The 21,304-nt window shown below is 56.0% G+C and carries 26 protein-coding genes and 1 tRNA gene; 17 read left to right on the top strand and 10 right to left on the bottom strand.

The window, feature by feature from the left end; all coding sequences use genetic code 11:
- Positions 1-41 precede the first annotated feature (41 nt).
- The 13 genes from LG300_RS07945 to LG300_RS08005 all read left to right on the top strand — a co-directional run bounded on the left by LG300_RS07945 (position 42) and on the right by LG300_RS08005 (position 7,977).
- Positions 42-881: a hypothetical protein gene (locus tag LG300_RS07945; RefSeq protein WP_404377852.1), complete on the top strand. Its 840-nt coding sequence runs from the start codon at positions 42-44 to the stop codon at positions 879-881.
- Positions 874-1,836 (top strand): hypothetical protein, encoded by a 963-nt coding sequence (locus LG300_RS07950; protein ID WP_404377853.1) that lies wholly within the window; start codon positions 874-876, stop codon positions 1,834-1,836. Before LG300_RS07945 ends, LG300_RS07950 begins: the two co-directional genes overlap by 8 nt.
- Before the next feature lie 51 nt (positions 1,837-1,887).
- On the top strand, positions 1,888-2,481 hold the full coding sequence (locus LG300_RS07955; protein ID WP_404377854.1) for an exonuclease domain-containing protein: 594 nt from the start codon (positions 1,888-1,890) through the stop codon (positions 2,479-2,481).
- On the top strand, positions 2,478-2,735 hold the full coding sequence (locus LG300_RS07960; protein ID WP_404377855.1) for a hypothetical protein: 258 nt from the start codon (positions 2,478-2,480) through the stop codon (positions 2,733-2,735). The genes LG300_RS07955 and LG300_RS07960 overlap by 4 nt, the downstream gene beginning before the upstream one ends.
- Positions 2,732-2,977 (top strand): hypothetical protein, encoded by a 246-nt coding sequence (locus tag LG300_RS07965; RefSeq protein ID WP_404377856.1) that lies wholly within the window; start codon positions 2,732-2,734, stop codon positions 2,975-2,977. Before LG300_RS07960 ends, LG300_RS07965 begins: the two co-directional genes overlap by 4 nt.
- A gap of 60 nt (positions 2,978-3,037) precedes the next feature.
- Positions 3,038-3,397, top strand: a complete 360-nt coding sequence (locus LG300_RS07970) for a hypothetical protein (RefSeq protein WP_404377857.1) — start codon at positions 3,038-3,040, stop codon at positions 3,395-3,397.
- Entirely contained in the window at positions 3,397-4,191 is a 795-nt protein-coding gene (locus LG300_RS07975) for a DUF2303 family protein (protein WP_404377858.1), read from the top strand. The genes LG300_RS07970 and LG300_RS07975 overlap by 1 nt, the downstream gene beginning before the upstream one ends.
- Positions 4,192-4,243: 52 nt before the next feature.
- The gene (locus tag LG300_RS07980; protein WP_404377859.1) at positions 4,244-4,783 is read left to right on the top strand and encodes a single-stranded DNA-binding protein; all 540 of its coding nucleotides are present in this window, start codon (positions 4,244-4,246) and stop codon (positions 4,781-4,783) included.
- A 199-nt stretch (positions 4,784-4,982) separates the two neighbouring features.
- On the top strand, positions 4,983-5,483 hold the full coding sequence (locus tag LG300_RS07985) for a hypothetical protein (RefSeq protein WP_404377860.1): 501 nt from the start codon (positions 4,983-4,985) through the stop codon (positions 5,481-5,483).
- Complete coding sequence (locus LG300_RS07990; protein WP_404377861.1) at positions 5,480-5,836, top strand: hypothetical protein; 357 nt, start codon at positions 5,480-5,482, stop codon at positions 5,834-5,836. The genes LG300_RS07985 and LG300_RS07990 overlap by 4 nt, the downstream gene beginning before the upstream one ends.
- A gap of 3 nt (positions 5,837-5,839) precedes the next feature.
- Positions 5,840-6,283, top strand: coding sequence for a hypothetical protein (locus LG300_RS07995; protein WP_404377862.1), 444 nt, complete (start codon positions 5,840-5,842; stop codon positions 6,281-6,283).
- A 456-nt stretch (positions 6,284-6,739) separates the two neighbouring features.
- On the top strand, positions 6,740-6,961 hold the full coding sequence (locus tag LG300_RS08000; protein WP_404377863.1) for a DUF4224 domain-containing protein: 222 nt from the start codon (positions 6,740-6,742) through the stop codon (positions 6,959-6,961).
- Positions 6,958-7,977 carry a tyrosine-type recombinase/integrase gene (locus LG300_RS08005; RefSeq protein WP_404377864.1) on the top strand — a complete coding sequence of 340 codons (1,020 nt, stop codon included), beginning with the start codon at positions 6,958-6,960 and terminating at the stop codon, positions 7,975-7,977. The genes LG300_RS08000 and LG300_RS08005 overlap by 4 nt, the downstream gene beginning before the upstream one ends.
- A 133-nt stretch (positions 7,978-8,110) precedes the next feature.
- Here the strand turns inward: LG300_RS08005 and LG300_RS08010 are convergent.
- Together LG300_RS08010 and LG300_RS08015 are read right to left on the bottom strand one after the other, a co-directional pair.
- Positions 8,111-8,201: transfer RNA gene (locus LG300_RS08010), tRNA-Ser, on the bottom strand.
- A 58-nt stretch (positions 8,202-8,259) separates the two neighbouring features.
- Positions 8,260-9,966, bottom strand: a complete 1,707-nt coding sequence (locus LG300_RS08015) for a potassium/proton antiporter (RefSeq protein WP_404377865.1) — start codon at positions 9,964-9,966, stop codon at positions 8,260-8,262.
- Positions 9,967-10,113: 147 nt separating this feature from the next.
- On the opposite strand from LG300_RS08015, the gene LG300_RS08020 reads away from it, so the two are divergent.
- Both LG300_RS08020 and LG300_RS08025 read left to right on the top strand, forming a co-directional pair.
- On the top strand, positions 10,114-11,271 hold the full coding sequence (locus LG300_RS08020; protein WP_404377866.1) for an ABC transporter substrate-binding protein: 1,158 nt from the start codon (positions 10,114-10,116) through the stop codon (positions 11,269-11,271).
- A 48-nt stretch (positions 11,272-11,319) separates the two neighbouring features.
- Positions 11,320-12,705: an exonuclease domain-containing protein gene (locus LG300_RS08025; protein WP_404377867.1), complete on the top strand. Its 1,386-nt coding sequence runs from the start codon at positions 11,320-11,322 to the stop codon at positions 12,703-12,705.
- On the opposite strand, the gene LG300_RS08030 is transcribed toward LG300_RS08025, so the two are convergent.
- The 3 genes from LG300_RS08030 to LG300_RS08040 all read right to left on the bottom strand — a co-directional run bounded on the left by LG300_RS08030 (position 12,686) and on the right by LG300_RS08040 (position 16,295).
- Complete coding sequence (locus tag LG300_RS08030; protein WP_404377868.1) at positions 12,686-13,489, bottom strand: alpha/beta fold hydrolase; 804 nt, start codon at positions 13,487-13,489, stop codon at positions 12,686-12,688. The genes LG300_RS08025 and LG300_RS08030 overlap by 20 nt on opposite strands.
- A 16-nt stretch (positions 13,490-13,505) precedes the next feature.
- The gene (locus LG300_RS08035) at positions 13,506-14,174 is read right to left on the bottom strand and encodes a 7-cyano-7-deazaguanine/7-aminomethyl-7-deazaguanine transporter (RefSeq protein WP_404377869.1); all 669 of its coding nucleotides are present in this window, start codon (positions 14,172-14,174) and stop codon (positions 13,506-13,508) included.
- 204 nt (positions 14,175-14,378) lie between these two features.
- Positions 14,379-16,295: a propionyl-CoA synthetase gene (locus LG300_RS08040; protein WP_404377870.1), complete on the bottom strand. Its 1,917-nt coding sequence runs from the start codon at positions 16,293-16,295 to the stop codon at positions 14,379-14,381.
- Between the two features lie 304 nt (positions 16,296-16,599).
- Here LG300_RS08040 and LG300_RS08045 point away from each other — a divergent pair, with 304 nt between their 5' ends.
- Entirely contained in the window at positions 16,600-16,920 is a 321-nt protein-coding gene (locus LG300_RS08045) for an ArsR/SmtB family transcription factor (RefSeq protein WP_404377871.1), read from the top strand.
- 64 nt (positions 16,921-16,984) lie between these two features.
- Here LG300_RS08045 and sohB read toward each other — a convergent pair whose 3' ends face one another.
- Positions 16,985-18,031 carry a protease SohB gene (sohB, locus tag LG300_RS08050; protein WP_404377872.1) on the bottom strand — a complete coding sequence of 349 codons (1,047 nt, stop codon included), beginning with the start codon at positions 18,029-18,031 and terminating at the stop codon, positions 16,985-16,987.
- A 170-nt stretch (positions 18,032-18,201) separates the two neighbouring features.
- Here sohB and LG300_RS08055 point away from each other — a divergent pair, with 170 nt between their 5' ends.
- Positions 18,202-18,513 carry an SCP2 sterol-binding domain-containing protein gene (locus LG300_RS08055; RefSeq protein WP_404377873.1) on the top strand — a complete coding sequence of 104 codons (312 nt, stop codon included), beginning with the start codon at positions 18,202-18,204 and terminating at the stop codon, positions 18,511-18,513.
- A 10-nt stretch (positions 18,514-18,523) separates the two neighbouring features.
- Here LG300_RS08055 and nudC read toward each other — a convergent pair whose 3' ends face one another.
- The 4 genes from nudC to LG300_RS08075 are packed head-to-tail and all read right to left on the bottom strand — an operon-like array spanning position 18,524 to position 21,296.
- The gene (gene nudC, locus LG300_RS08060) at positions 18,524-19,297 is read right to left on the bottom strand and encodes an NAD(+) diphosphatase (protein WP_404377875.1); all 774 of its coding nucleotides are present in this window, start codon (positions 19,295-19,297) and stop codon (positions 18,524-18,526) included.
- The gene (gene dnaQ, locus LG300_RS08065) at positions 19,290-20,039 is read right to left on the bottom strand and encodes a DNA polymerase III subunit epsilon (RefSeq protein WP_404377876.1); all 750 of its coding nucleotides are present in this window, start codon (positions 20,037-20,039) and stop codon (positions 19,290-19,292) included. Before dnaQ ends, nudC begins: the two co-directional genes overlap by 8 nt.
- The gene (gene rnhA, locus LG300_RS08070; protein WP_404377877.1) at positions 20,027-20,506 is read right to left on the bottom strand and encodes a ribonuclease HI; all 480 of its coding nucleotides are present in this window, start codon (positions 20,504-20,506) and stop codon (positions 20,027-20,029) included. The genes dnaQ and rnhA overlap by 13 nt, the downstream gene beginning before the upstream one ends.
- On the bottom strand, positions 20,499-21,296 hold the full coding sequence (locus tag LG300_RS08075; protein ID WP_404377878.1) for a class I SAM-dependent methyltransferase: 798 nt from the start codon (positions 21,294-21,296) through the stop codon (positions 20,499-20,501). Before LG300_RS08075 ends, rnhA begins: the two co-directional genes overlap by 8 nt.
- Positions 21,297-21,304 lie beyond the last annotated feature (8 nt).

Here is a 21,304-nt window from a genome sequence, read left to right on the forward strand (position 1 = left end):
CACCGATCATCGTCGAGATTGATCACTTCGGAGTATAAACCATGACACCTACCAACGAGAAGCCACGCATTCGCGTGCCTTCTGGACGCTATCGCGTGGTCGATAGCGCCGATCACCTTGAGCTGTGGCGCCAAGTCGATAAGACGCCGACCACGGCAGTTCGTGAAGCCAGCGTAGACGGCCAGCAGATCACCACGCTGGATGCGATGCACGTCATCGAGCTGGCCACCAAGGTTTTTGGCCCCATGGGCATTGGCTGGGGCTACCGCATTGAGGATGAGCGCTTTGACGTAGGTGCTCCAATCCTTGGCAACAAAGGCGAGCTTATCGCTCACGAGCAAACCCACACGATCCGCTTGGCGCTCTGGTACCGCTGGCAAGGCGACCGCGGCGAAGTCACGCAGTTTGGCCATACCCGCTACGTCTATCGCACCGGTACCGGCAAATGGAAAACAGATGGCGAAGCGCCAAAGAAGTCGATCACTGACGCTATCAAGAAGTGCCTGTCACTGTTGGGCTTCGCTGCTGATGTCTATTACGGCAAGTTCGACAACAAGGACTACACCCAGGCACAGCAAGCGGCTACACGCATTGCCGTCGCTGAGAACCAGGATGCCGAGCTTGAGAAGTACCGCGCCGATTACGCCGATTGGCTTAAGCGCGAATGCGACACCCTACGTCACAAAATCCCCCACCCTAAGAGTATCGAGCTGGCCGCTAACGGCATTCTCCAGCGCCTACCGGATAAGGCATCCATGGCCCGCGTCGAGCCCGACAAAGGCCGGGACATGATCACCAAGGCCCGTGATGAAGGTATTGCCCGGGTATACGCCGAGAAGGAAAAGGCCAAGCAAACACAAGAGGTAACGCAAAATGATTAATGCAGCCCCCAACACCGACTACAAAGGCGAACTGGTAGAGCTGGATGCCGTCGAGCAGGCCCTCGCAGGGCTGCGGGAGAAATACGGCACCGTGCCCGACGTGCAAACCAAAGAGGGTTACGCGCTCTGCAAGAAAGGTATTCGTGAATTAACCAGCTATCGAACCAGCACCGATAAACTGCGTAAAGAGATCACAAAGCCTCACCGTGACTTCATCGAGCGCGTGAATAACTACGGCAAAGACCTGATCGAGAAGCTGCAGGAAATCGAGCAGCCGCTGAAAGACGCAAAGCAGCATGAGGACGAGCGCGCCGAGCGGGAAAAGCAGCAGCGCATTGCCAAGCTGCGTGAGCGCATTCAGGTCGAAATTCTCAGCTACAAGGATACTGCTGTTGGGCTCGACTCCAACGCCCTGGCTGAGCTTCATGATGAAGCCGACAACATCAACACCGATGGCTATTTTGACGTGACCAAAGAGGCCGAGGACGCAAAAGCGGAAGTGCTGCAGCATATCATCGAAATGCACGGCCGCGCCCTTGAGAAAGAGCGCCTGGCAGCCGAGCAAGCCGAAGTGGAAGCCGAGCGCCGCCGCCTGCGTGAAGAAGCTGAAAAGCGTGAGGCCGAGCAGAAAGAGCTGGAAGAGCTGCGACGCTTCAAAGCCGAGCAGGAAGCGAAGCGTAGCCCAGCACCTCAGCCACAGCCGAAACCAGAACCTGAGCCAGCTCCCCTTCCCGATGCTGCTGAGCATAAGCCGCTGAATGCCAGCCGCCTGAGCGCTGCCGCTGATTCCTACAGCAAGTCACCAGCACCGGCGTCAAAACCGGAAACGGTCACGATCAGCCGCAGCGAATACGACCAGCTACTCGCCGCTCAAGCGAAGCTACGCGCCTTGGAAGCCATGGGCGTTGATAACTGGTCGGGCTATGAACAAGCCATGCAGCAGCTAGCCGCTTAAACCTTCCCGCTATCTTTGGGGCCGCAAGGCCCCTTTTCTTTGGAGCTCACTATGAACCCTGTTCTCTTCTTCGATACAGAAACTACCGGCCTGCCGGACTGGAAATCTCCCAGCGAAAGCGACCACCAGCCCCACCTGGTTCAGCTCGGTGCAATCCTGGCCGACACCGACACCCGTAAGGAAATCGCGACACTGGATTTGATCATTGCTCCGGACGGCTGGGAAATTCCCGCCGAGGTTTCTGAGGTTCATGGCATTACTCACGATCATGCCGCTGCAGTAGGCGTCGATGAATCGCTTGCCCTGAATCTGTTCTTCCAGCTCTGGAACCGGTACCCACGCGTCGCCCATAACCGCACCTTCGACCAGCGAATTATACGTATCGCCGCCAAGCGCTATATGAGCGAGGGCGATACCGAGGCATGGGCCGATAAAGACGAGTTCGCCGATACCATGCTGCTAGCCAAGCCCATCATGCAGCTGCTGCCGAAAGGCAAGTATGGCTACAAGTCACCGAAGCTGTCCGAAGCCTACGAGTTTTTCACCGGCAAACCGCTGGAAAACGCGCATAGCGCAATGGCCGATGCCCGTGCCTGCATGGAAGTCTATTGGCACCTGCTCGACCACGAAGCCAAGGCCGCATGAGGTCCATTACCAAAACCGTCACCACCACTTACACGCCTGAATGGATCAAAAAAGAGTTTTTGGTTTACGGACCGGAATTCAGAAAGGCGCGCGAGCGGTCGCGTAAAAAGTACAGCCGCTGCTTCGCCTGCAATACGCCCTTTCAGGATGGTGACGTCATGGCGCTTGGTGGCTTCGGGAAGCATGGCAATAAAGCGCTATGCCAAACATGCGCCACAGATTTAGCTGACGATGAAAATGAGGCCTCTCAATGACTATTACCAGCACCCCAACCACATTTCATATCCATATCCCCGTTCGCGTTCTGCTGAGCTATGGCGACAAGCGCCTCGGGGATATCGTCACGCATCCCGAAGGCGTGGACGGAGCCCGCAAAGAGCTTCAGCAAATGCTCGAAAAGGGCAAGCAAGTCTTAGTTTGTGATAGCAGCTGCGATAACCGCCATCCAGACGGCTCCTGCGCTGGCCACTCCAGTGACAAGGCGAAAGCTGCTTAACCCTTCCCCCACACCGGGGCCATTGGCCCCACTACCCCCACCTCCATGAGGTAACTCGCAATGTCACACCCAACCGATGTGACCAAGTTCCTAGAGGACTTGGACGGCGGCGTATTGGCTGAACGCCTGGGTACTGTTCTGAGCCACGCAGCAGCGGCGGCAACGAACAACCCGAAGAAGAAAGCCAAAGTATCGATTGATCTGACAATCGAGAACATTGGCTCCGGCAGCCGGGTCGGCGTGGCTCATAAGCTGGCCTTCAAGATTCCGACTGAGCACGGCACGCAGTCGGAAGAACACACCACCGAAACGGTCATGTGCGTGAACACAGGCGGCGAAATGACGCTTGAGCCTAAAAACCAATTCGACATGCTCGGACACGCGCATCGTAAAGATGCCTCACAAGGAGAGAAGCACTAATGTCATTAACTAAAGAAGCCCTGCAGCACATTGAAGCTAGCCATAAAACCGGTACCGAAGCCGCCGAGGGTCACGCGCTGATCGTGGGCGATAACTTCAAGCTGGTAGACATGGAGAAGTACCAGGATAACCGCCGCCGATTCCGTGGCCAGTTCAAAACCAAGGGCTTGCGGGACTTCATTTCTTACGTATCGGCTCGTCAAGCCGATGCCCCGGTATTCATCGATCGCGACGCCATGGCGGCATGTTCCTATCTGGATATCGGCGATAAGTCATTGCCTGGCCACTGCGACCACTCCGCTACGCTCAATCTACCCAAAACCCCAGAGTTCAGCGCCTACCTGAATGCTGACGGAAGCACTTTCGGGCAGGAGGAAATGGTCGAGCTGGTAGAAGACTGGGGGCATCTGCTGACGTTTGGGAACAGCAAGGGCGAAGCGCTGGAGCGCGGCAAAGTCATTCATGCGTTCCGCAAGGTCAGCCTGGACGACCTGACCAGCATCGAAAGTGACAAACAGGAGCATTCCAGCCGCGTGGGCGTGATGAATAGCGTCACCGTGAAGAATGCTGACCGCCTGCCCACGGTGATTTACTGGAAGCTCAACCCTTATGAAGGTCTGACAGAGCGCACCCTAGCGATGCGCGTTTCCAGCAAGACCAAAGGCGGGCCATCGTTTGGGTTACGCGCTATCGCGCTGGACGCGGCCAAGGAAGAGATCGCCGCCGAGTTCGCCAAGCTGGTGACGGACGGCTTACCGGAGAGCGAATGCTTGCTGGGCACCTTCCAGCCCTAACAGCAGCACCCAACCACAGAGGGCCTTCGGGCCCTTTTCTTTTGGAGGTCACATGGCCCGAGGCATTAACAAAGTCATCTTGATTGGCAACCTGGGCCAAGACCCAGAAGTACGCTTCACCACAGGCGGCACCGCTGTCGCTACTATCAACATTGCCACCAGTGACAGCTGGCTAGACCGCAACAGCGGTCAGCGACAGGAGCGCACCGAGTGGCATCGCGTGATCTTATTCAAGAAAACGGCAGAGATTGCCCAGCAGTACCTGAGAAAAGGCGCAAAGGTCTACATCGAAGGCCGACTGCAAACACGCAAATGGCAAGACCAGAGCGGACAAGACCGCTACACCACTGAAATCGTCGCTAACGATATGCAAATGCTGGATAGCGGCGGGCAGCAAGCACCACAACAAGGCGGTTACCAGCAACCACCTCAGAATCAGCAGCGCGGTGGCCACCGGCAACCACCGCCTAATAATACGGGCTATGGCGCCCAGCAGCCCCAGGGCCAGCGACCACTACAAGGACAACAACCGTATGGCGCGCCTGATCCCTCTCAGTACGACGGTTTTGACGACGAAATACCTTTTAGTTGATGCCTGACTGGGGCGCTCAAATACCAGCAACGCTATAACCCCAGGATGCGGTGGGGATAATAACCGCACCAGTTTGCGCGGTGCCGCCTTTGATGACGCTACCCGGTGCTAGCCCACCGGATGCGCGAAACTGCGACGCAGTAGGGCCGTGAGCAAGCCGTAAGCCGCCGCGTGAGTGCGGCAACCATGGGAGACGATCATGTACGAAAGACTGAAAGAATTAGCGGAGCGCCTGACCGAACCGGGCACCAAATGCCAGCGTTTGAGCATGTCTGAAGTACACGAGTTGAGCGAGGCAGTGCTAGAGCTGCTTGAGAAGCCTGCCATCATTGAAACCAAGCAAGTGTTTGCCGTCATCCAGAACGCCGATGGCACAGAAGGTCGTGGGCCAAATTACGTGATGGCGGTATGCGAGGCTGAGTCAACAGCTCGCCGCTTGGGAAAAGGTAAAGATGTGCAAGGCTCAGATTGCGGCATTGTGCCGACAGTGGCTATACGGATCGGCAATCAAGCCTATGCCACCCCCTGCTCTTGGCTGGCACCGTGCCGGATTTATGAACCTAACGCCGAAGACAGAGTGGCAGAAAGGGAACTGCAGCAACAGCGTGCCGCTGAGAGGAAGAAGCGTGACGCTCTGGAGCGCGCCAAGGCTGCAGGCCTGAGTGACGACGATATCAAAGCGCTACGAGGTGAAGTGTGAAGATTTTCCAAACAAGCGGCAAAACTGAAAGCCGGGTCACGATTGACGGGCGCGACTTCGTGGGCCGAAACGTTGTGATCAACAGTGACGGCCAAGTCATTGTGGATGGCGTTGTTCAAAATGGCTCGCTGGTCGGGCCGGTGAGCGTTGAGATTCACGGTGATGCCGAGCGCGTTGAATCGTCTACAGGGACGATAAAGGTGGCTGGAACGTGTGGTAGTGCCAGCACGCAGAGCGGCGATATTGAATGCGGCGACGTTAAAGGGAGCGTCAGCACGATGAGCGGCGACGTTACCTGCCAGAGCATTGCCGGGAACTGCAAAACCATGTCGGGCAACATCATCAAGGGGTGACGTATGAAGCTCAAGATCACAACCCACATCATCGGTGACGACGAAAACGATAAACGCCCGCTGGTAGCGGGAGGGAAAGTCGAAATGGCCAGCGCCCTGGGCGACCTAAAAGCCGAAGTCACCGAAGGTAAGCACAAAGGGCGCATCATAGAAGCCTTTGCTTGGCTCGCTTGCGATGAAGAAAGCGCGACCATCAATATTACCGAGTCATCAACGGGCCACTGCCTTGAGCGGGTCCATGCTATTGCGGTCATCAACGGCAAACCATGTAGCGCAACAAAGCTACCGGACGAAGCCTTGTGGAACATGACACCCAACTTTATGGAAGCAGCCAAGAAAGCAGGTTTCTACCGCTTCGAGAAGGCAACCGATATAGAAGCCGATGTTCTTTTCGAGCGCATCGACGGCTTGCCGAAAATCAAAGCAACTGGCTCGCTGGTGGCATAGAAGAAACATGAGCTATTACCCCAAACCCGCCATGTGTATGTCCTGCCGCCATGCCATAGCCGATTGTGGCCACCTACCCTTTTCTTCAATGCCCATACTGAGCAAAAGCAAGCATCGTATTATCGTCAGCTGTAAGGAGTACCAAGATGCTCGACCAGCTTCCGAACGCCAAGCGGATCGCCGAGATAGTCCGCAAACGGCGGCTTATTCCTGATACGCCACGCTGGCGATTATCGACAAGGTTATTCAAAGACTACCGCCGCTAATGAGCGGTTTTTTATTGCGAGGTGTTTATGACTCCACGTAGCGCATACGACATTCTGCGTAGCACTTGGCCGCCAGCCGTGCGACGAATAATCAAACGCGAATACACGCAATAAATAGCCGCCGCTGAGCGGTTTTTTTATGTCCGGAGGCCCTGCTCGGGCCTCGCTGTCCACCAAGGGAGACGCCATCATGGACCTGTTATTAACGCCAGGTGAGATAGAAACCCTGACTGGCCGCAAGCGAACCAAGGAGCAATGCGCCGCGCTTGATGCCATGGGGGTGCGCTGGAAGGTCAACGCCAGCGGCGCGCTGATCGTTGGTCGTCGGCATGTAGAGCAAGTGCTGTGCGGCGAGAACGTCAGCCAAACACCAGAAACCAAGCGACCTAATTTCGAGGCCTTACACGCATGACGCAGGAGAACCCAGGCATCCCCCGGGTGTATTGGAAAAGTGGCGCTTGGCGCTATAAATGCAACGCCCGCCAGAAGGCGCTGGTGGGCAAAAGCTGGATACGCTTGGGAGAAACAGCCAAAGAAGCCCAAACAGCCTATGAACAGTGGCTGGAGCGCCTGTTCCCTAAAGCGGGAATGGGCCGCATTTTCGACCGCTATGAAGCTGAGATCATCCCCGCCAAACCTGCTGAAGCGACACGACGCTCCAACCTGCAGGAGCTTAAGAAGCTGCGCGCTGTATTTGCCGAGTGCGAACCAGGCGATATAACGGTGCACGACATTTATCGTTATATGGATGCCCGGGGCGTTCAGTCGAAAACGCAGGCCAACCATGAGTTGGCTCTGCTCAAGCACATCTTCCGGTACGCCCAGCGCTGGGGAATCGTGGAAAACAACCCCGCCGATCCGGTGACTAAATTCAAGCTCAAGCCTCGTGACCGCTATATCACGCACGCAGAGTTTAGCCGCTTCCTGAAATTCACTTCCCCTTGGGTGCGCCGCTACGCCCTACTGAAATACAAAACCGGATTACGCCAACGCGACCTACTAACGCTCCGGCTGGACCAGCTCACACCGGACGGCATCGTTTTACGTAGCAGCAAGGCAGGCAAGCAGGCCGTCATTCCCTGGGATGATGAGCTGAGGCGTTTAGTGCAGGAGATAAAAGCCGACAATTTAGGCCGTGGCAAGCAAGGCCCCACGTTGTTCTGCAAGCGGGACGGTATGCCCTACAACAAGGATAAGTTTCATAGTCGCTGGCAGTACGGAATGCGGAAGGCGATGCATGAGGGCCACGTCGAGCGGTTTACCGAGCATGATATCCGAGCCAAGCACGCGACCGATGCCGATGAGCAAGGCTATGACGCCATGACCAATTTGCAGCACAGCGACCGGCGAACGACTGAGGTCTATCTACGTGCTAAGCGGGTGTTGACGGTAAGCACGTTGGGGGCGGGAGAGTTCCTAGAAGATTAGACATTAGTCTATTATGCACTGGTCTGGCTGGAGCAGTATAACGGTAGGTGTTCCCCTCGTTATACTTTCACCTTTTTTCGTGCTCAGAAACGAGAAAAGGGAACCAGCTAAGTAGCTGATTCCCTTCATGTTGTGGCGGAGGGACAGGGATTCGAACCCTGGATAGGCTATTAACCTATGCCGGTTTTCAAGACCGGTGCATTCAACCGCTCTGCCATCCCTCCGGCTTATGGGTGCGTATAATAACAGCTTCCCCTTGTAAGTCAACGCCTTTTGAATAAATTAGTAGAGTCTTAAGCCGACGCGGGTTATCTCACCACCTTCCATGTCACTGACGACCCAATGAATGCCGTGCCAATCAACATCGTCACCTATGACCGGGTGCCCGCCTACCCGCAAGGAGACAAACTCCGCTAGCGTCATCTCCTGCTCGCCATGGCTTAGGGTTAAACCATAGGCCTGGGCGATATCCTGCATCTGCGCTTTGCCATCCAAGGTAAAGGTGCCAAAGAAGGCACGCTCCTGTTTCAACTTGGCATCGCCGTTGAACAGTCGGTTAAGCGCCACTAGGTCTTCTGTGCGGCCAATCACGCAAATCACATCGCCCAGCTTTAGCCGGGTGCTGCCCTTAGGGTGCAGCATAACGTGGTTGCGAAATAGCGCGGAGATCAACGCGCCGGAGGGAAAGCGCAGCAAGCGAATGGGTACGTCTTCCAAGTCTTCGTTTTCGACCACGTAAACGAACATCTCAAAGTCATTGTCGGGCAGGATCCCCAACGGCCCACGGCGGTTGGGGGTGGTGCCCACCGGCACTTCAACCTTTAACCAGCGGGCCATCCACGTTAACGACCCACCCTGGATCAGCAGCGACATCAGCACTACCGCGAAGGCTACGTTGAAGTAGAGCGAGGCATTCTCCACACCACCAATCACCGGAAAAATCGCCAGCACAATCGGCACCGCACCGCGCAGGCCAACCCAGGCAATAAAGAAGGTCTCCCGCCAGCGGAATTTAAAGAAGGGCTTGATGGTAATCAGTACCGCCAGCGGGCGGGCAACAAAGATCAGCGCCAGCGCCACAAAGCCGGCGGGCAAGGCTACCTCCCAGAGCTGGCTGGGAGTCACCAGCAGGCCCAGCACCAAAAACAGGCCAATCTGGCTTAACCAAGCTAAGCCATCGTGTACTGGCAGAATGAAGTTAAGGTGGCGCCCCGGCTGGTTACCAATCATCAGGCCCGCCAGGTAGATGGCGAGGAAACCACTGCCGCCCAGCACGCTGGTTAGCCCGAACACGCTGAAACCAAGCGCCAACGCCAGCATAGCGTACAAGCCAGGGGCTAAATCCAGCCAGCGCAGCAGTTTAGCGCTTAGCCAGCCACCTCCAATGCCCACTGCCAAACCAATACCAAACTGGGAAACGAAGAACAGCAGAGTTTCGGTAATGCCGCCAATGTCGCCTACCAGCAGCTCTACCAGCATTAGCGTCAAGAAGATGGCCATCGGGTCGTTGGTACCCGATTCGATTTCAAGCGTAGCCCCTACCCGCTCGTTCAGGTTTACCCCACGGCCACTCAACATGGAGAATACGGCAGCAGCGTCGGTAGAGCCTACAATGGCCCCCACCAACAGCCCCTGCACCAGCGAAAGGTTGAAGACCCACATGGCGATGACGCCCACAATGGCGCTGGTAATAAATACGCCGAAAGTGGCTAGCGAAAGCGCCGGCCGGAAGCCTACGCGGAAGGTTTTGAGCCGGGTGCGTAGACCACCATCCAGCAGAATCATCGCTAGCGCTAGGTGGCCGATGGTGAACGCCATGGAGTAGTCGTCAAACTCGACGCCTAGCACTCCCTCTTCCCCCGCCAGCATACCAAGCCCCAAGAAAATCAGCAGCAATGGCACACCGACCATTGATGAAAGACGACTCGCTAATATGCTGAGCGTCATGAGGGAACCGCCTACTAGGAAGAACGTATAAATTGCGTCCATGTCTCTCCGTCTCTACACCAATGCCGCTCTATTATTACATGCCAGTGCTGAATTTACTGAGCGTGTTCGTTTGGTTTATGCAAGGGGCTAGCCAGGCGCTTTGCCGGAAAGCTAAACTCCGCCGTCCTACCACAGGGAGTTGAGGTTATGCTGAACGCTTTTTGGCGCGGCCGTTCATTTATAGTACTGCTATTGGTCTTTTTTTTATTATTTTCATTTTCAGCAACTTACGCAAACGAAGAGCGTGAAGCAGACGATTCCGCCGCACCGCTTTCGCTGGAAAGCGACATAACGCTTTCTGAAGGGCTATGGCCCGCAGGGGAAGGCGGCGTGGCTGAAGTGCCTGAAGAAGCACCCAGTATGGCAGTGATTCCACCACCGCCGTTGGACCCGCCGCCGCTCAAGCAGCTCACGTTAATGCTAGATTGGTATCTAAGCCCTCAGCATGCCTCGCTCATCGTGGCAAAAGAGCGGGGGCTGTTCGCCGCCCAGGGGCTTGAAATCGAACTGTTAACACCCGCCGACCCTTCTATCGCCATCAAGCTACTGGCTGCCGGAGAAGTCGACCTAGCGCTAACCCGCCAGCCGCTGCTTCATTTACATGCCCACGATGGCGCACCGATCACGCGCATCGCCACGCTGATAGAAACACCGCTCAATGCAGTGGTTGTAGCAGGCGAAGCACCCGCGCCAGCGGCCATTAACGATGCTCTGGCCGACCTGCACTACGGTTTTTCCACCCGCGAGGGCCGTGATGTACTGATAGAGCGGCTGCTGCCGCTTTCGGTGCGCCAAGTCGATGACTTTGTGCAGCCTGAAAGCGTGCATTTTGATGCCGCCGATGCACTACGAGAGCGCCAAGTAGAGGCCATTGCGGACGGCTTTTTCCATACGCTGCCCCAGCAGCTTGCCTCCGATGGCATCGCTACCCATACCGTTCGCTATAGCGACCTTGATATTCCCCGCCATGATGGGCTCATCTTGCTAGCGAATAACGACTCCGTTGCCCGCCGTGCAATCACTTGGTCGCGGGTTCTGGTTGCCCTGGAAGAGGCTAGCAACTGGGTAATTGAGCACCCGGAGGAAGCCTGGACACTGTTGACCACTACCCACCCAGTGTTGGATAACCCGATTAACCAGGGCGCGTGGGATGACCTGCTACGCCGCATTGCGTTAAGCCCTGCGGCACTGGATGAGCGGCGCTACGCGATGTTTGAAAGCTTTCTACAGCAGGCTGGCATAACGGAAAACACCCTGCCAGTTGCACGGCTGGTGGTGAACCCCCACGCGCTCATGGAAAGATAGCGCCTAACGATGACGAACGGCGCCAAGCCCTCAGCACACCGGAGCACTATGCACGATACCCCTTTAGTGTTTATTGATGTGGAAACTACCGGCACCCGCGCCACCCGAGACCGGATTACCGAAGTTGCGGCGCTGAAGGTGGTGGAAGGTAAGGTGGTCGAGCAGTTTGTTAGCTTGGTTTATCCAGGTACCAGCGTGCCCGCCCATATCAGCCGGCTAACCGGTATTGATGCCGATATGCTGGCGGATGCGCCCACTTTTCAGGCCATCGCGGGGGAGCTTTTGGCATGGTTAGGCGATGCCTGTTTAGTGGCCCATAACGCACGTTTTGATGCCAGCTTTCTACGTAATGAATTTAAACGCGCGGGTTACACCTATCGGCCTAAGCTGGTATGCACCTTGCGTTTATCCCGCCGTTTAATTCCCGCTTTGCCCGAGCACAACCTAGCCGCCCTGCTAGCCCGCTACCATATTCAGCAAACGTGCCAGCACCGCGCAGAAGAGGATGCCACGGCGCTATGGGAGCTGTGGCAGGCATGGCAGGATGAGTTTGATGCGAACACCTGGCAGGCAGCGCTGGCCGATGAGCAACGCCACCGCACCCTGCCCGCTCATCTATCCAGCGAACAGCTCGCCGACTTGCCCAGTGCGCCTGGCGTGTATCTGTTTTATGGCCATAACCGCCTGCCGCTTTACGTGGGCAAAAGCGTGAATCTGCGCAGCCGAGTGCTAGGGCATTTTCAGCGTGATCATCAAGACGACAAAGAGATGCGCCTCGCCCAGCAAGTCCAGCATATCGAGTGGGAAGAGACCGCCGGAGATTTAAGCGCCCAGCTACGGGAAGCACAGCTCGTCAAAACCCTGATGCCGATTATGAACCGTCAGCTGCGCCGTCAGGGCAACTTGAAAACCTGGTATTGGCCCAGCGATGCGCCCTGCCCCACGCTGGTGAGCGGTAAAGCCATCAGCCAACCCCAGCCTGGCAAACTGTTCGGGCTGTTTAGAAGTGCCAAGGAGGCAAAAGAGACGCTACGCAGCATTACCGAGGAGTACCAGCTTTGCCCGCAGGTGATGGGGTTAGAAAAAGGCAAGGGGCGCTGCTTTGCCCACCAGCTAGGCAAGTGCCGAGGAGCATGTTACCAGCAAGAATCGCTGGATGCCCACACCCAACGGGCACATCAGGCGCTTGCCAAACTGCAGGTAAGCGCGTGGCCATGGCCAGGGCGGATTGCTATTCGTGAGCAGAGCCGCAAAGGCGGCCCTGTGGCTTACCATGTAGTCGATCACTGGTGCTACCTGGGCAGTGCCACTACTAAGCGGCGAGCCCAAGCGTTAAAAGGCGATACGCCGCGGTTCGATGTGGATACTTACCGCATACTGAACCGGTTTTTAAACACTCCAGAACAGCACCAGCTTACGATTGCGCCGCTATAAAGGCGTCGATGGCCTGCTGAAACGCCTCGGGCTGGTCAGCGTGCAGCCAGTGGCCGGCATTTTTCAGCGTCACCAACCGAGCCCGTGGCAGCACCTCCCGCAGCGCTGGCAGCATATCGTCGCTCACGTAGTGGGAATCGGTGCCACGCAGCACCAGTGTTGGGCCTTCAAACGGGGCATCACCATCGGGTTCACCGATGATCGCCTCATAGCCCCGCTGAATCTCATCCAGGCCAACCCGCACGCCCATCACGCCCTGCTCGTCACGCACTAGGTTAGTAGCCAAGAACAGCCGCGTGGGGCGGGAATCGACATGTTCTGCTAGCAAAGCATCCGCTTCGCGGCGATTGGTCGGCTTACCTTCCCGCACCTGTTCCAGGGCGGCAAACACATCGTCATGGCCGTGCTGATAGGCCACCGGGGCAATATCGGCCACCATGAGCGAGAGGCAGCGCTGCGGCGCTTGGCGCGCCAGCGTGATGGCTACCTTGCCGCCCATGGAGTGGCCTAAAATATGCGCTTGCTCAATACCCAGCTTATCTAACGCTGCCAGCACATCCTGGCTCATGGCGCTATAGCTCATGCCTTCTGCGTGTGGGGAGCGTCCGTGGTTACGCAGGTCCACCGCCACTACCCGGCGCTTGCGTTGCCATACTTTCAAATGCGAGCGCCAGTTATCGGCACTGCCGAGCAAGCCATGAATCACTACCAGCGGCTGGCTATCCACGTCAGCTTCGGCGGGCAAGTCAATCGTGTAGAGTTCCACGGGGGCATGGTCGGTCATGCTATTTCCTTATCGGTTAAGCGGTTCGCGGCGCAGCATCGTGCTGTCCTGTCCATACCACCAAGCGGCGCGTTAGCCATGCGAGCAGTAGGCCGTAGAGCGGTAGGAAGAACAGCAGGCTAATACCGAGCTTGATGGCGTAGTCGACGGCGGCGATTTCTACCCAGTGCTGGGCCATAAAGGGGTCAGGACTGTTATAGAAGGCGGTGGCAAAGAAGGCAAACGTATCGGCTAGGTTGCCTAAAATCGTCGAGCATACCGGTGCAACCCACCAAGCCCACTGGCGCAAGCGGTCAAACACCTGCACATCCAGCAGTTGCCCAAGCACGTAAGCGAGGAAGCTAGCCACCGCAATACGGGCAACAAACAGGTTCCACTCACCAAGCGCCTCGATACCGGCGAAGCTGCCGCGTGGGAAAATCACTGACACCACGTAAGAGACCAGCAGTGCCGGGAACATCACCCGCAGAATGATGCTACGTGCCGGTCCTTTACCAAACAGGCGCACTGTTAAGTCGGTGGCTAGGAAGATAAACGGAAAGCTGAACGCGCCCCAGGTGGTATGAAAGCCAAACAACGTAAACGGCAGCTGCACCAGATAGTTACTGGCGGCAATGATGGCAATATGGAAGGCGACCATTACCATGAGGCAACGGCGATGCTGAGCGTCGGTTAATGCAAACATGCGGATGGGCCTTTTTTTGGTTGATAGAGGGGTTAGGGAACCCTCGAAAAAGCGCGTGAGCGCCACTGGGGCGCGCATTATACGCGTTCCTGGCGGTAATAAAAGGCGGCATAAAACTGAACGTCCTACAACCGCCCTCTGGGTTGGGCGGCTGTAGGTGTGGTAGAGGAAGGTGCTTGGCTAAAGGTGCTTAGCTCAAAGTACTTAGCTATCGGTAGGGGTCGCTTGGTCAGCAGCCCCCACATTGCGATCGCGCATGGCCGCGTGCACATCTTCCAAGCTAGTGGGGTCATCAATGGTGGAGGGAATGCCGAAGGATTTGCCATCGGCAATATTACGCAGCAGCTTCCGCAGGATCTTTCCCGAACGGGTTTTGGGCAGCCGGTTCACCACCAACACCTGCTTGAAGCAGGCAATGGGGCCAATATGTTCGCGTACACGCTCAATCAGTTCGGCCTCCAACGCCGCTTCGTCACCGTTAAAGCCATCTTTGGGAATCACTAACCCGACGGGCAATTGGCCTTTTAACTCATCGTGAATGCCAATCACCGCGCATTCCGCCACGGCGGGATGGGCGCCCACGACCTCTTCCATTTCGCCTGTGGAGAGGCGATGCCCCGCCACGTTGATCACATCATCGGTGCGCCCCATGATGAATAGGTAGCCCTCTTCATCAAAATAGCCACCGTCGCCGGTCAGGTAATAGCCAGGGTACGCGGCCATATAAGCACTGTGGAAGCGCTGGGGGTCGCGCCAGACACCTACCAGGCAGCCCGGCGGCAGTGGTTGCTTAATGACGACACTGCCCTGCTGCATGGCAGGTGCCTGTTCGCCGTCGCGATCCAGAATCTGCACGTTGAAGCCGGGCACCGGGTAAGTGGCTGAACCCGCTTTGGTTGGTGCTGCTTCAATGCCTGGCAGGTTAGCGGCAATCGGCCAGCCGGTTTCGGTTTGCCACCAGTGGTCAATGACTGGCACATCGAGCAGGTCATCCAACCAGTGGAACGTGGGCGGGTCCAGCCGCTCCCCGGCTACATACAGGTGCTGCAGGCTGCTGATATCGTACTTTTCCAACTGCTTGGCGTCGGGGTCCTCTTTTTTGATCGCCCGGAATGCCGTGGGGGCCGTGAAGAAGCTCTTCACTTTGTACTCATCAATCAAGCGCCAAAAAGCTCCCGCATCAGGCGTTTTTACCGGTTTGCCTTCGTACACCACCGTGGTGCAACCGCGCAGCAGCGGCGCATAGACAATGTAGGAGTGTCCCACCACCCAGCCTACGTCCGAGGCGGTGAACATCACATCACCTGGATTAAGGGCGTAAATGACTTCCATGGAGTAGGCCAAAGCCGCCGCATAGCCACCCGTATCGCGCACGACCCCTTTGGGTTTACCGGTCGTGCCGGAGGTATAGAGAATATAGAGTGGGTCGGTGGCTTTCACCGGCACGCATTCAACAGCGGGGGCATCCGCCACCAACGCCTGCCAATCAACATCGCCTGGCTGCAACTCAGCACGGTGCATCTCACGCTGGAACACCACGCAGGCTTCTGGCTTGAAGCTGCTAAGCGCAATGGCTTTTTCCACAATCGGCTTATACGGCAGTACCTTATCGACTTCTACCCCACAGGAGGCGGCAATGATGACTTTAGGTTCGGCATCTTCAATGCGTACCGCTAGCTCGTGGGGGGCAAAACCACCAAACACTACCGAATGCACCGCGCCTAGGCGTGCACAGGCGTACATGGCGATCAATGCCTCAGGCACCATGGGCATATAAATAATGACACGGTCGCCTTTCGTTACCCCCAGCTTCGCAAGACCGCCAGCAAACCTCGCCACTCGGTCGCGTAGCTCCAGGTAACTAATGGTTTGCTTGGACTGAGTAACCGGTGAATCCCAATAGATGGCAGGCTGATCACCGCGCCCTTGCTCAACATGGTAGTCAATGGCGGCGTAGCAAATATTCAGTTCGCCATCGCCAAACCAGCGAGCGTGCTGCTGCTCATCGTAGGTAAGTATGGTGTTGGGCAGCGTGAACCAGGGCAGCTTTTTGGCCTGCTCAGCCCAGAAGGTTTCAGGATGTTCAATCGCGTGTTGGTAGGTGCGCTGATAGTGGCTCATGGTGAGACCTTGTCATTATTGTGCCAGTTGAAAAGCTTCTTGGAAGCCAGGATAGATTGTTGACACTTTATAAAGTAAAACCTGATCACACCCTCATACTATGGGATAAAACGCGACCAAAGCCGTATATTTACACGAACATTGTCAACAAATAGCCCGCCGCTACCATTGATAGAGCGTTAAACCCATATTTGGACAAAAACCGCTAAATTACTGATCATTAAATAACCCAATCCTCGCGACGCGACGATGGCTAAATAATCTATAACAACGCTGTCACTACAGTGTAGGCAAGGAGGTCCTCATGTCTGCTTCTACAAGCGCCGCTGCACGTCTTCTGGAGCATAACTGCCACGCCATTGAGGCAGGCACCAGTCTGCTAAAAGCGCTAGCTAACGAGAAACGGTTGCAAATTCTTTGCCTACTAGCGGAAAAAGAGCTGTCGGTCACTCAGATCAACCAGCAGCTCTCTTTGAGCCAGTCAGCGCTTTCACAGCATTTGGCGATTTTGCGTCGTGATCAGCTGGTCAATACTCGGCGGGAATCACAAACCATTTATTACTCGCTGAGTAGCGAAAGCGCCAAGGCGATTATTAACACCTTGGCGCAACACTACGCAGCCTAGTACTGGAAACTCCGTGCTGGCGACTCTTCGTCCTGGCTACTTCATACTTACTGTTTAAGCGAATCTAGCGACGCTGCCAGCCCGCCGCGTCAATCACGCCCAGCGCTTTTACCGTGGCGTGCTCCACGCCCGCCGATATTGCTAGCCCGACTTTGCGGCTAATGGTTTTCGGCCGCTCTAGCTTTACGTGGTAGACCTGAGCTTGGGCAATACGCTCTACTAAATAGGCCTCACTGGTTCCCACGCTATCCACCAATTTCTGTTCCAGCGCTTCGCTGCCATACCAGATTTCGCCGGTGGCTAGTTTTTCAATATCCATATCGGGACGATGGTTCGATACATAGGTTTTGAAGAGACGGTGGGTGTTTTCCAGATCATCGATGAACTTCTCGCGCCCTTCCTGGGTGTTTTCTCCCAGCACGGTTAGCGTGCGCTTATATTTACCGGCGGTTAATAGCTCAACATCGATATCGTTGCGTTTAAGCAGGCGATGAATATTGGGCACCTGGGCGACCACGCCAATAGAACCAATTACCGCAAACGGCGCGGCTTTAATGTGGTTGGCGGTGCAGGCCATCATGTAACCGCCGCTAGCAGCTACCTTATCAATGCAAACGGTGGTGGTAAGCCCTGCTTCCCTTAGCCGATCTAACTGAGCGGCTGCTAAACCGTAGGCGTGTACCAACCCACCCGCTGACTCTAAGCGGACAATCACTTCATCATCAGCGCTAGCGACATCAATAACCGCCGAGACTTCCTGGGCGAACTGATCAGTTTGTGAGGCTTTAATGTCCCCATGAAAATCTAGCACCCACACTTTTTGGGTACTGTGGGATTCGCCTTTGCCTTGTTTGGCGGCTTTTTGGCGGGCCTTCTCCTCCTGGCGAAAGGCTTTTACCAGCTTTTTACGTGCACCATGCGCAGTTGTGGTCACACGAAGCCGGCGGTTGCGCGCACGGCGCTGGTCATTGATCGACTCTACATGCAGTTTAAAACCATGCTCGCTACTCTCTTTATTGCGCCGCATAATGACCAACAGAACCCCAACCGCCACCATCACAAGCGTTGTTTGCAGTAAAAACGTGCCCATCTCAGCGAGCCATTCAGCCATTATTACTCTCCTATATTCCATGTTATTACGTTTAAGATGAGGATATTTTGCTCTCTAGCACGCAGGCTTTGCGTAGATGGCGAATGAGACTTGATTAAAACAAATGTTTGAAATAGTCTCACCTGAGGCACCATCTGTTTGTTACCCAATTAACGCTTAGGAACTAATCTATGTCATCTAATACGCTTGAAAAATTGCAGTCCCGCTTCAATCCAGAGGCAGCTAAAGGGATGAATGAGGTTTTTCAATTTCATTTCTCCGACGCTGGTAACTATTACCTAGATATTCAGGACGGCACGTTGGGTGTACATGAAGGTGAGCACGACGATCCATCGGTCAGCCTAAGCATGAGCACCGACACGCTTAAGGGCATTATGAGTGGCGAAATCAACGGCATGACTGCTTTTATGACCGGCAAACTAAAAGCGACTGGCAACGTGATGCTGGCGACCAAGCTTACCAGTCTGTTTCCTGACCAGTAAGCCTGCCCTTCTAGCGCCATTGCGCTAGGTGAGTTTCAATCAAGTCACGCGAAATTGAGTACGGCGGCGGCAGCGACGGTAGCTGCCGCGGCGAAAACCACGCGGCATCACTAATTTCTACGCCGTCTATCCTGATACGCCGCGTGGTGGCTTCGGCAAAGAAACCAAACATCAGCGAGTGCGGGAAAGGCCAGGCCTGGCTATGGTGATAGCGCAGCTGCTCTACGTGCACACCCACCTCTTCAAACACCTCTCGATGCACCGCCTCTTCCGCTGACTCACCAGGCTCGATAAACCCTGCCAGGGTGGAGTAACGTCCTGGTGGAAAGCGCGGGCTGCGGGCTAGCAGCATCGCCTCACCGCTGGTCACTAAGGTAATGATACAGGGTGAAATACGCGGATAGTTACGATGCCCGCATGCATAACAGTGCATCGCAAATTCTGCTTCAAGCTTGGTCGCCTTTTCACCGCAGCGGCCGCAAAATCTATGATTCTCAAGCCAGGCGCCTACCTGCAAGGCAGTCGAAAGCAGGCTAAACCAAGAAGCGGGTAGCTCTCCTAACCACTGCCGACCGTCAATCCAGTCATCGCCCGGCTTATTCTCCACCAGCAGCGCCACGGGTTCGTCGTGCCAGTAGCACAGCGGCTGCATCTGTTCACTCCAGGGTTGCCGCGGCTGTAGCGGCGTTAGCTCTCCAGCTATCAGCGCTGGCGCAATATGGCTACGGGAAACACGGATGACCCGCCCCTCTTTGGCATAGTGGGGAATTTCACGTTTAAGCATCGGCAGAGGCACCGTCTAGCGACTCTTGAAACCAGCGCAACTGATGCGCTGCGCACTTGGCTTGATGAGCGGCGTGCTCTTCAGCAGTTGGCCTCACCACCCGAAGTTGGCCTGGGGTTAGCGAAAGGCGCTGTATTGAAAGCCCTTCGCTCGCCTGATTTTGCTGTTTTTTGTCTGCGCCGCTCTCTGCATCTAGCGTTAGTGCCGTTTGGCCGCCGGTCATTGCTAGGTAAACATCAGCAAGAATCTCGGCGTCCAACAGTGCGCCGTGGAGTACCCGGTGGCCGTTATCGATATCGTAGCGCTTACATAGAGCATCCAGGCTATTGCGCTGGCCGGGGTGCATCTCCCGCGCCATGACCAGCGTATCCAGAATACGGCAGTGGTCGCGCACCGGGCCTAACGCGGGTGCCTGGCGGCGCTTATTGAGCATGCCTAACTCATGGTCAATAAAGCCAACGTCAAAGGGCGCGTTATGGATAACCAGCTCAGCCCCTTCAATGAACGCCCAGAATTCATCCGCGATCTCGGCAAAAACCGGTTCATTAGCCACTTTGGCATCGTCAATGCCGTGTACCGCGACCACTTCCGCGTCGATGTGGCGTTCGGGGTTGATGTACTGGTGATAAGTACGCCCGGTAAACCGCCGATTAACCATCTCTACGGCACCGATCTCTACCAGCCGATGGCCATCCTTGGGGTCAATACCGGTGGTTTCCGTATCCAGGATTATTTGGCGCATGCCGCTCTCCTTTGATGTTCATCGATGGCTTCGTTGGCTAATTCATCCGCACGCTCATTGCCGGGGTGGCCGCTGTGCCCTTTTACCCAATGCCACTCTATCTGGTGGCGCTGAGTTTCTTCGTGGAGGGTTTTCCACAGCTCGGCATTTTTCACCGGCTGTTTGGCCGCCGTTTTCCAGCCGCGCTTAATCCAGTTATGAATCCACTGGGTAATGCCCTGGCGCACGTATTGAGAGTCGGTCCACAGTGCCACGTCGCAGGGCTTATTAAGCGTGCGTAGAGCCATAATGGCAGCCATTAGCTCCATGCGATTGTTGGTGGTTTCCGCTTCATAACCCTTTAAGGTTTTCTCATGGGGGCCGCTGGCCAGCACCACTCCCCAGCCACCCGGGCCTGGATTTCCTCGACAGGCCCCATCGGTATATACCGTCACACGGGGCAGCCCCTCGGCTGCTTGCTTACTCACGTTCACTATCCTTCTTTAGACGACGTTGACCTGCCGGATACCGCATAGGCGCACCCGTGCGTGTGGCCCCTAACGATGAGGGCGACACAGGCGCGCGCAACCCAAATTTCACACGCTGAACCGGTGCATGGTGCTGGCGCCGCTGAGCTTGAATCATATAACTTTCGCCCAGAGGAAGATTATGCCGACGCCCTAACGCCTCCCAGCGCTCTCCGCAGGCGGTGCTCATCGGGCCACGAAAGCAGCAATAGTCTACGCGCTCCACCTCAAAATCGACAAACGCCAGCCAATCCTTGAGCCGGCTCGCAGAGCGCCAATGGCCGCTCCAAGGGAAGTCTGCCTGCTGCTTGCGCCAGCGCTGGGTCAGCCCGTTCAAACCTAGCGGGTTAAAGCCAAACAGTACCAACACGCCATTATCCGCCGTGACGCGGGCGGCTTCCTGCAGGGTGTAATGGGCATCGTTAAGGTGCTCAAGCCAATGGTGGATAACCACAGCATCCAGGCAGCGGTCGGGGAGCGCCAAACGATCCGGTGGGCATACCAACGTCGAGTCGCTGTCTGCCAACGCAAGGCTGGGTGCCCAGCGAATCGGGTGAGCGATTGCTGACATTGTCATTAATGCCGGCCCCATACCCATCTCTAGGCTATGCCCGCCCTTACGGCCCTCAACCACCGGGCCAAGGCAGGCCCGCTGGGTTTCCCATAGCGCGCGTCCTGCCTCTGTTTGCCAGTATGCCTGCGCGTTGGTCATGCGCTGGGCGAGGCTGGTGGCCTTTGGCGAATTTGACATAAACAGCG

The sequence above is a fragment of the Vreelandella aquamarina genome (assembly GCF_044805175.1).
GTDB classification, from domain to species: domain Bacteria; phylum Pseudomonadota; class Gammaproteobacteria; order Pseudomonadales; family Halomonadaceae; genus Vreelandella; species Vreelandella aquamarina_B.

What these genes read in the sequence shown, in the direction of transcription:
- LG300_RS07945 (WP_404377852.1), top strand. Translation starts at nt 42, where the DNA reads ATGACACCTACCAACGAGAAGCCACGCATTCGCGTGCCTTCTGGACGC.
- LG300_RS07950 (WP_404377853.1), top strand. Translation starts at nt 874, where the DNA reads ATGATTAATGCAGCCCCCAACACCGACTACAAAGGCGAACTGGTAGAG.
- LG300_RS07955 (WP_404377854.1), top strand. Translation starts at nt 1,888, where the DNA reads ATGAACCCTGTTCTCTTCTTCGATACAGAAACTACCGGCCTGCCGGAC.
- LG300_RS07960 (WP_404377855.1), top strand. Translation starts at nt 2,478, where the DNA reads ATGAGGTCCATTACCAAAACCGTCACCACCACTTACACGCCTGAATGG.
- LG300_RS07965 (WP_404377856.1), top strand. Translation starts at nt 2,732, where the DNA reads ATGACTATTACCAGCACCCCAACCACATTTCATATCCATATCCCCGTT.
- LG300_RS07970 (WP_404377857.1), top strand. Translation starts at nt 3,038, where the DNA reads ATGTCACACCCAACCGATGTGACCAAGTTCCTAGAGGACTTGGACGGC.
- LG300_RS07975 (WP_404377858.1), top strand. Translation starts at nt 3,397, where the DNA reads ATGTCATTAACTAAAGAAGCCCTGCAGCACATTGAAGCTAGCCATAAA.
- LG300_RS07980 (WP_404377859.1), top strand. Translation starts at nt 4,244, where the DNA reads ATGGCCCGAGGCATTAACAAAGTCATCTTGATTGGCAACCTGGGCCAA.
- LG300_RS07985 (WP_404377860.1), top strand. Translation starts at nt 4,983, where the DNA reads ATGTACGAAAGACTGAAAGAATTAGCGGAGCGCCTGACCGAACCGGGC.
- LG300_RS07995 (WP_404377862.1), top strand. Translation starts at nt 5,840, where the DNA reads ATGAAGCTCAAGATCACAACCCACATCATCGGTGACGACGAAAACGAT.
- LG300_RS08000 (WP_404377863.1), top strand. Translation starts at nt 6,740, where the DNA reads ATGGACCTGTTATTAACGCCAGGTGAGATAGAAACCCTGACTGGCCGC.
- LG300_RS08005 (WP_404377864.1), top strand. Translation starts at nt 6,958, where the DNA reads ATGACGCAGGAGAACCCAGGCATCCCCCGGGTGTATTGGAAAAGTGGC.
- LG300_RS08015 (WP_404377865.1), bottom strand. Translation starts at nt 9,966, where the DNA reads ATGGACGCAATTTATACGTTCTTCCTAGTAGGCGGTTCCCTCATGACG.
- LG300_RS08020 (WP_404377866.1), top strand. Translation starts at nt 10,114, where the DNA reads ATGCTGAACGCTTTTTGGCGCGGCCGTTCATTTATAGTACTGCTATTG.
- LG300_RS08025 (WP_404377867.1), top strand. Translation starts at nt 11,320, where the DNA reads ATGCACGATACCCCTTTAGTGTTTATTGATGTGGAAACTACCGGCACC.
- LG300_RS08030 (WP_404377868.1), bottom strand. Translation starts at nt 13,489, where the DNA reads ATGACCGACCATGCCCCCGTGGAACTCTACACGATTGACTTGCCCGCC.
- LG300_RS08035 (WP_404377869.1), bottom strand. Translation starts at nt 14,174, where the DNA reads ATGTTTGCATTAACCGACGCTCAGCATCGCCGTTGCCTCATGGTAATG.
- LG300_RS08040 (WP_404377870.1), bottom strand. Translation starts at nt 16,295, where the DNA reads ATGAGCCACTATCAGCGCACCTACCAACACGCGATTGAACATCCTGAA.
- LG300_RS08045 (WP_404377871.1), top strand. Translation starts at nt 16,600, where the DNA reads ATGTCTGCTTCTACAAGCGCCGCTGCACGTCTTCTGGAGCATAACTGC.
- sohB (WP_404377872.1), bottom strand. Translation starts at nt 18,031, where the DNA reads ATGGCTGAATGGCTCGCTGAGATGGGCACGTTTTTACTGCAAACAACG.
- LG300_RS08055 (WP_404377873.1), top strand. Translation starts at nt 18,202, where the DNA reads ATGTCATCTAATACGCTTGAAAAATTGCAGTCCCGCTTCAATCCAGAG.
- nudC (WP_404377875.1), bottom strand. Translation starts at nt 19,297, where the DNA reads ATGCTTAAACGTGAAATTCCCCACTATGCCAAAGAGGGGCGGGTCATC.
- dnaQ (WP_404377876.1), bottom strand. Translation starts at nt 20,039, where the DNA reads ATGCGCCAAATAATCCTGGATACGGAAACCACCGGTATTGACCCCAAG.
- LG300_RS08075 (WP_404377878.1), bottom strand. Translation starts at nt 21,296, where the DNA reads ATGTCAAATTCGCCAAAGGCCACCAGCCTCGCCCAGCGCATGACCAAC.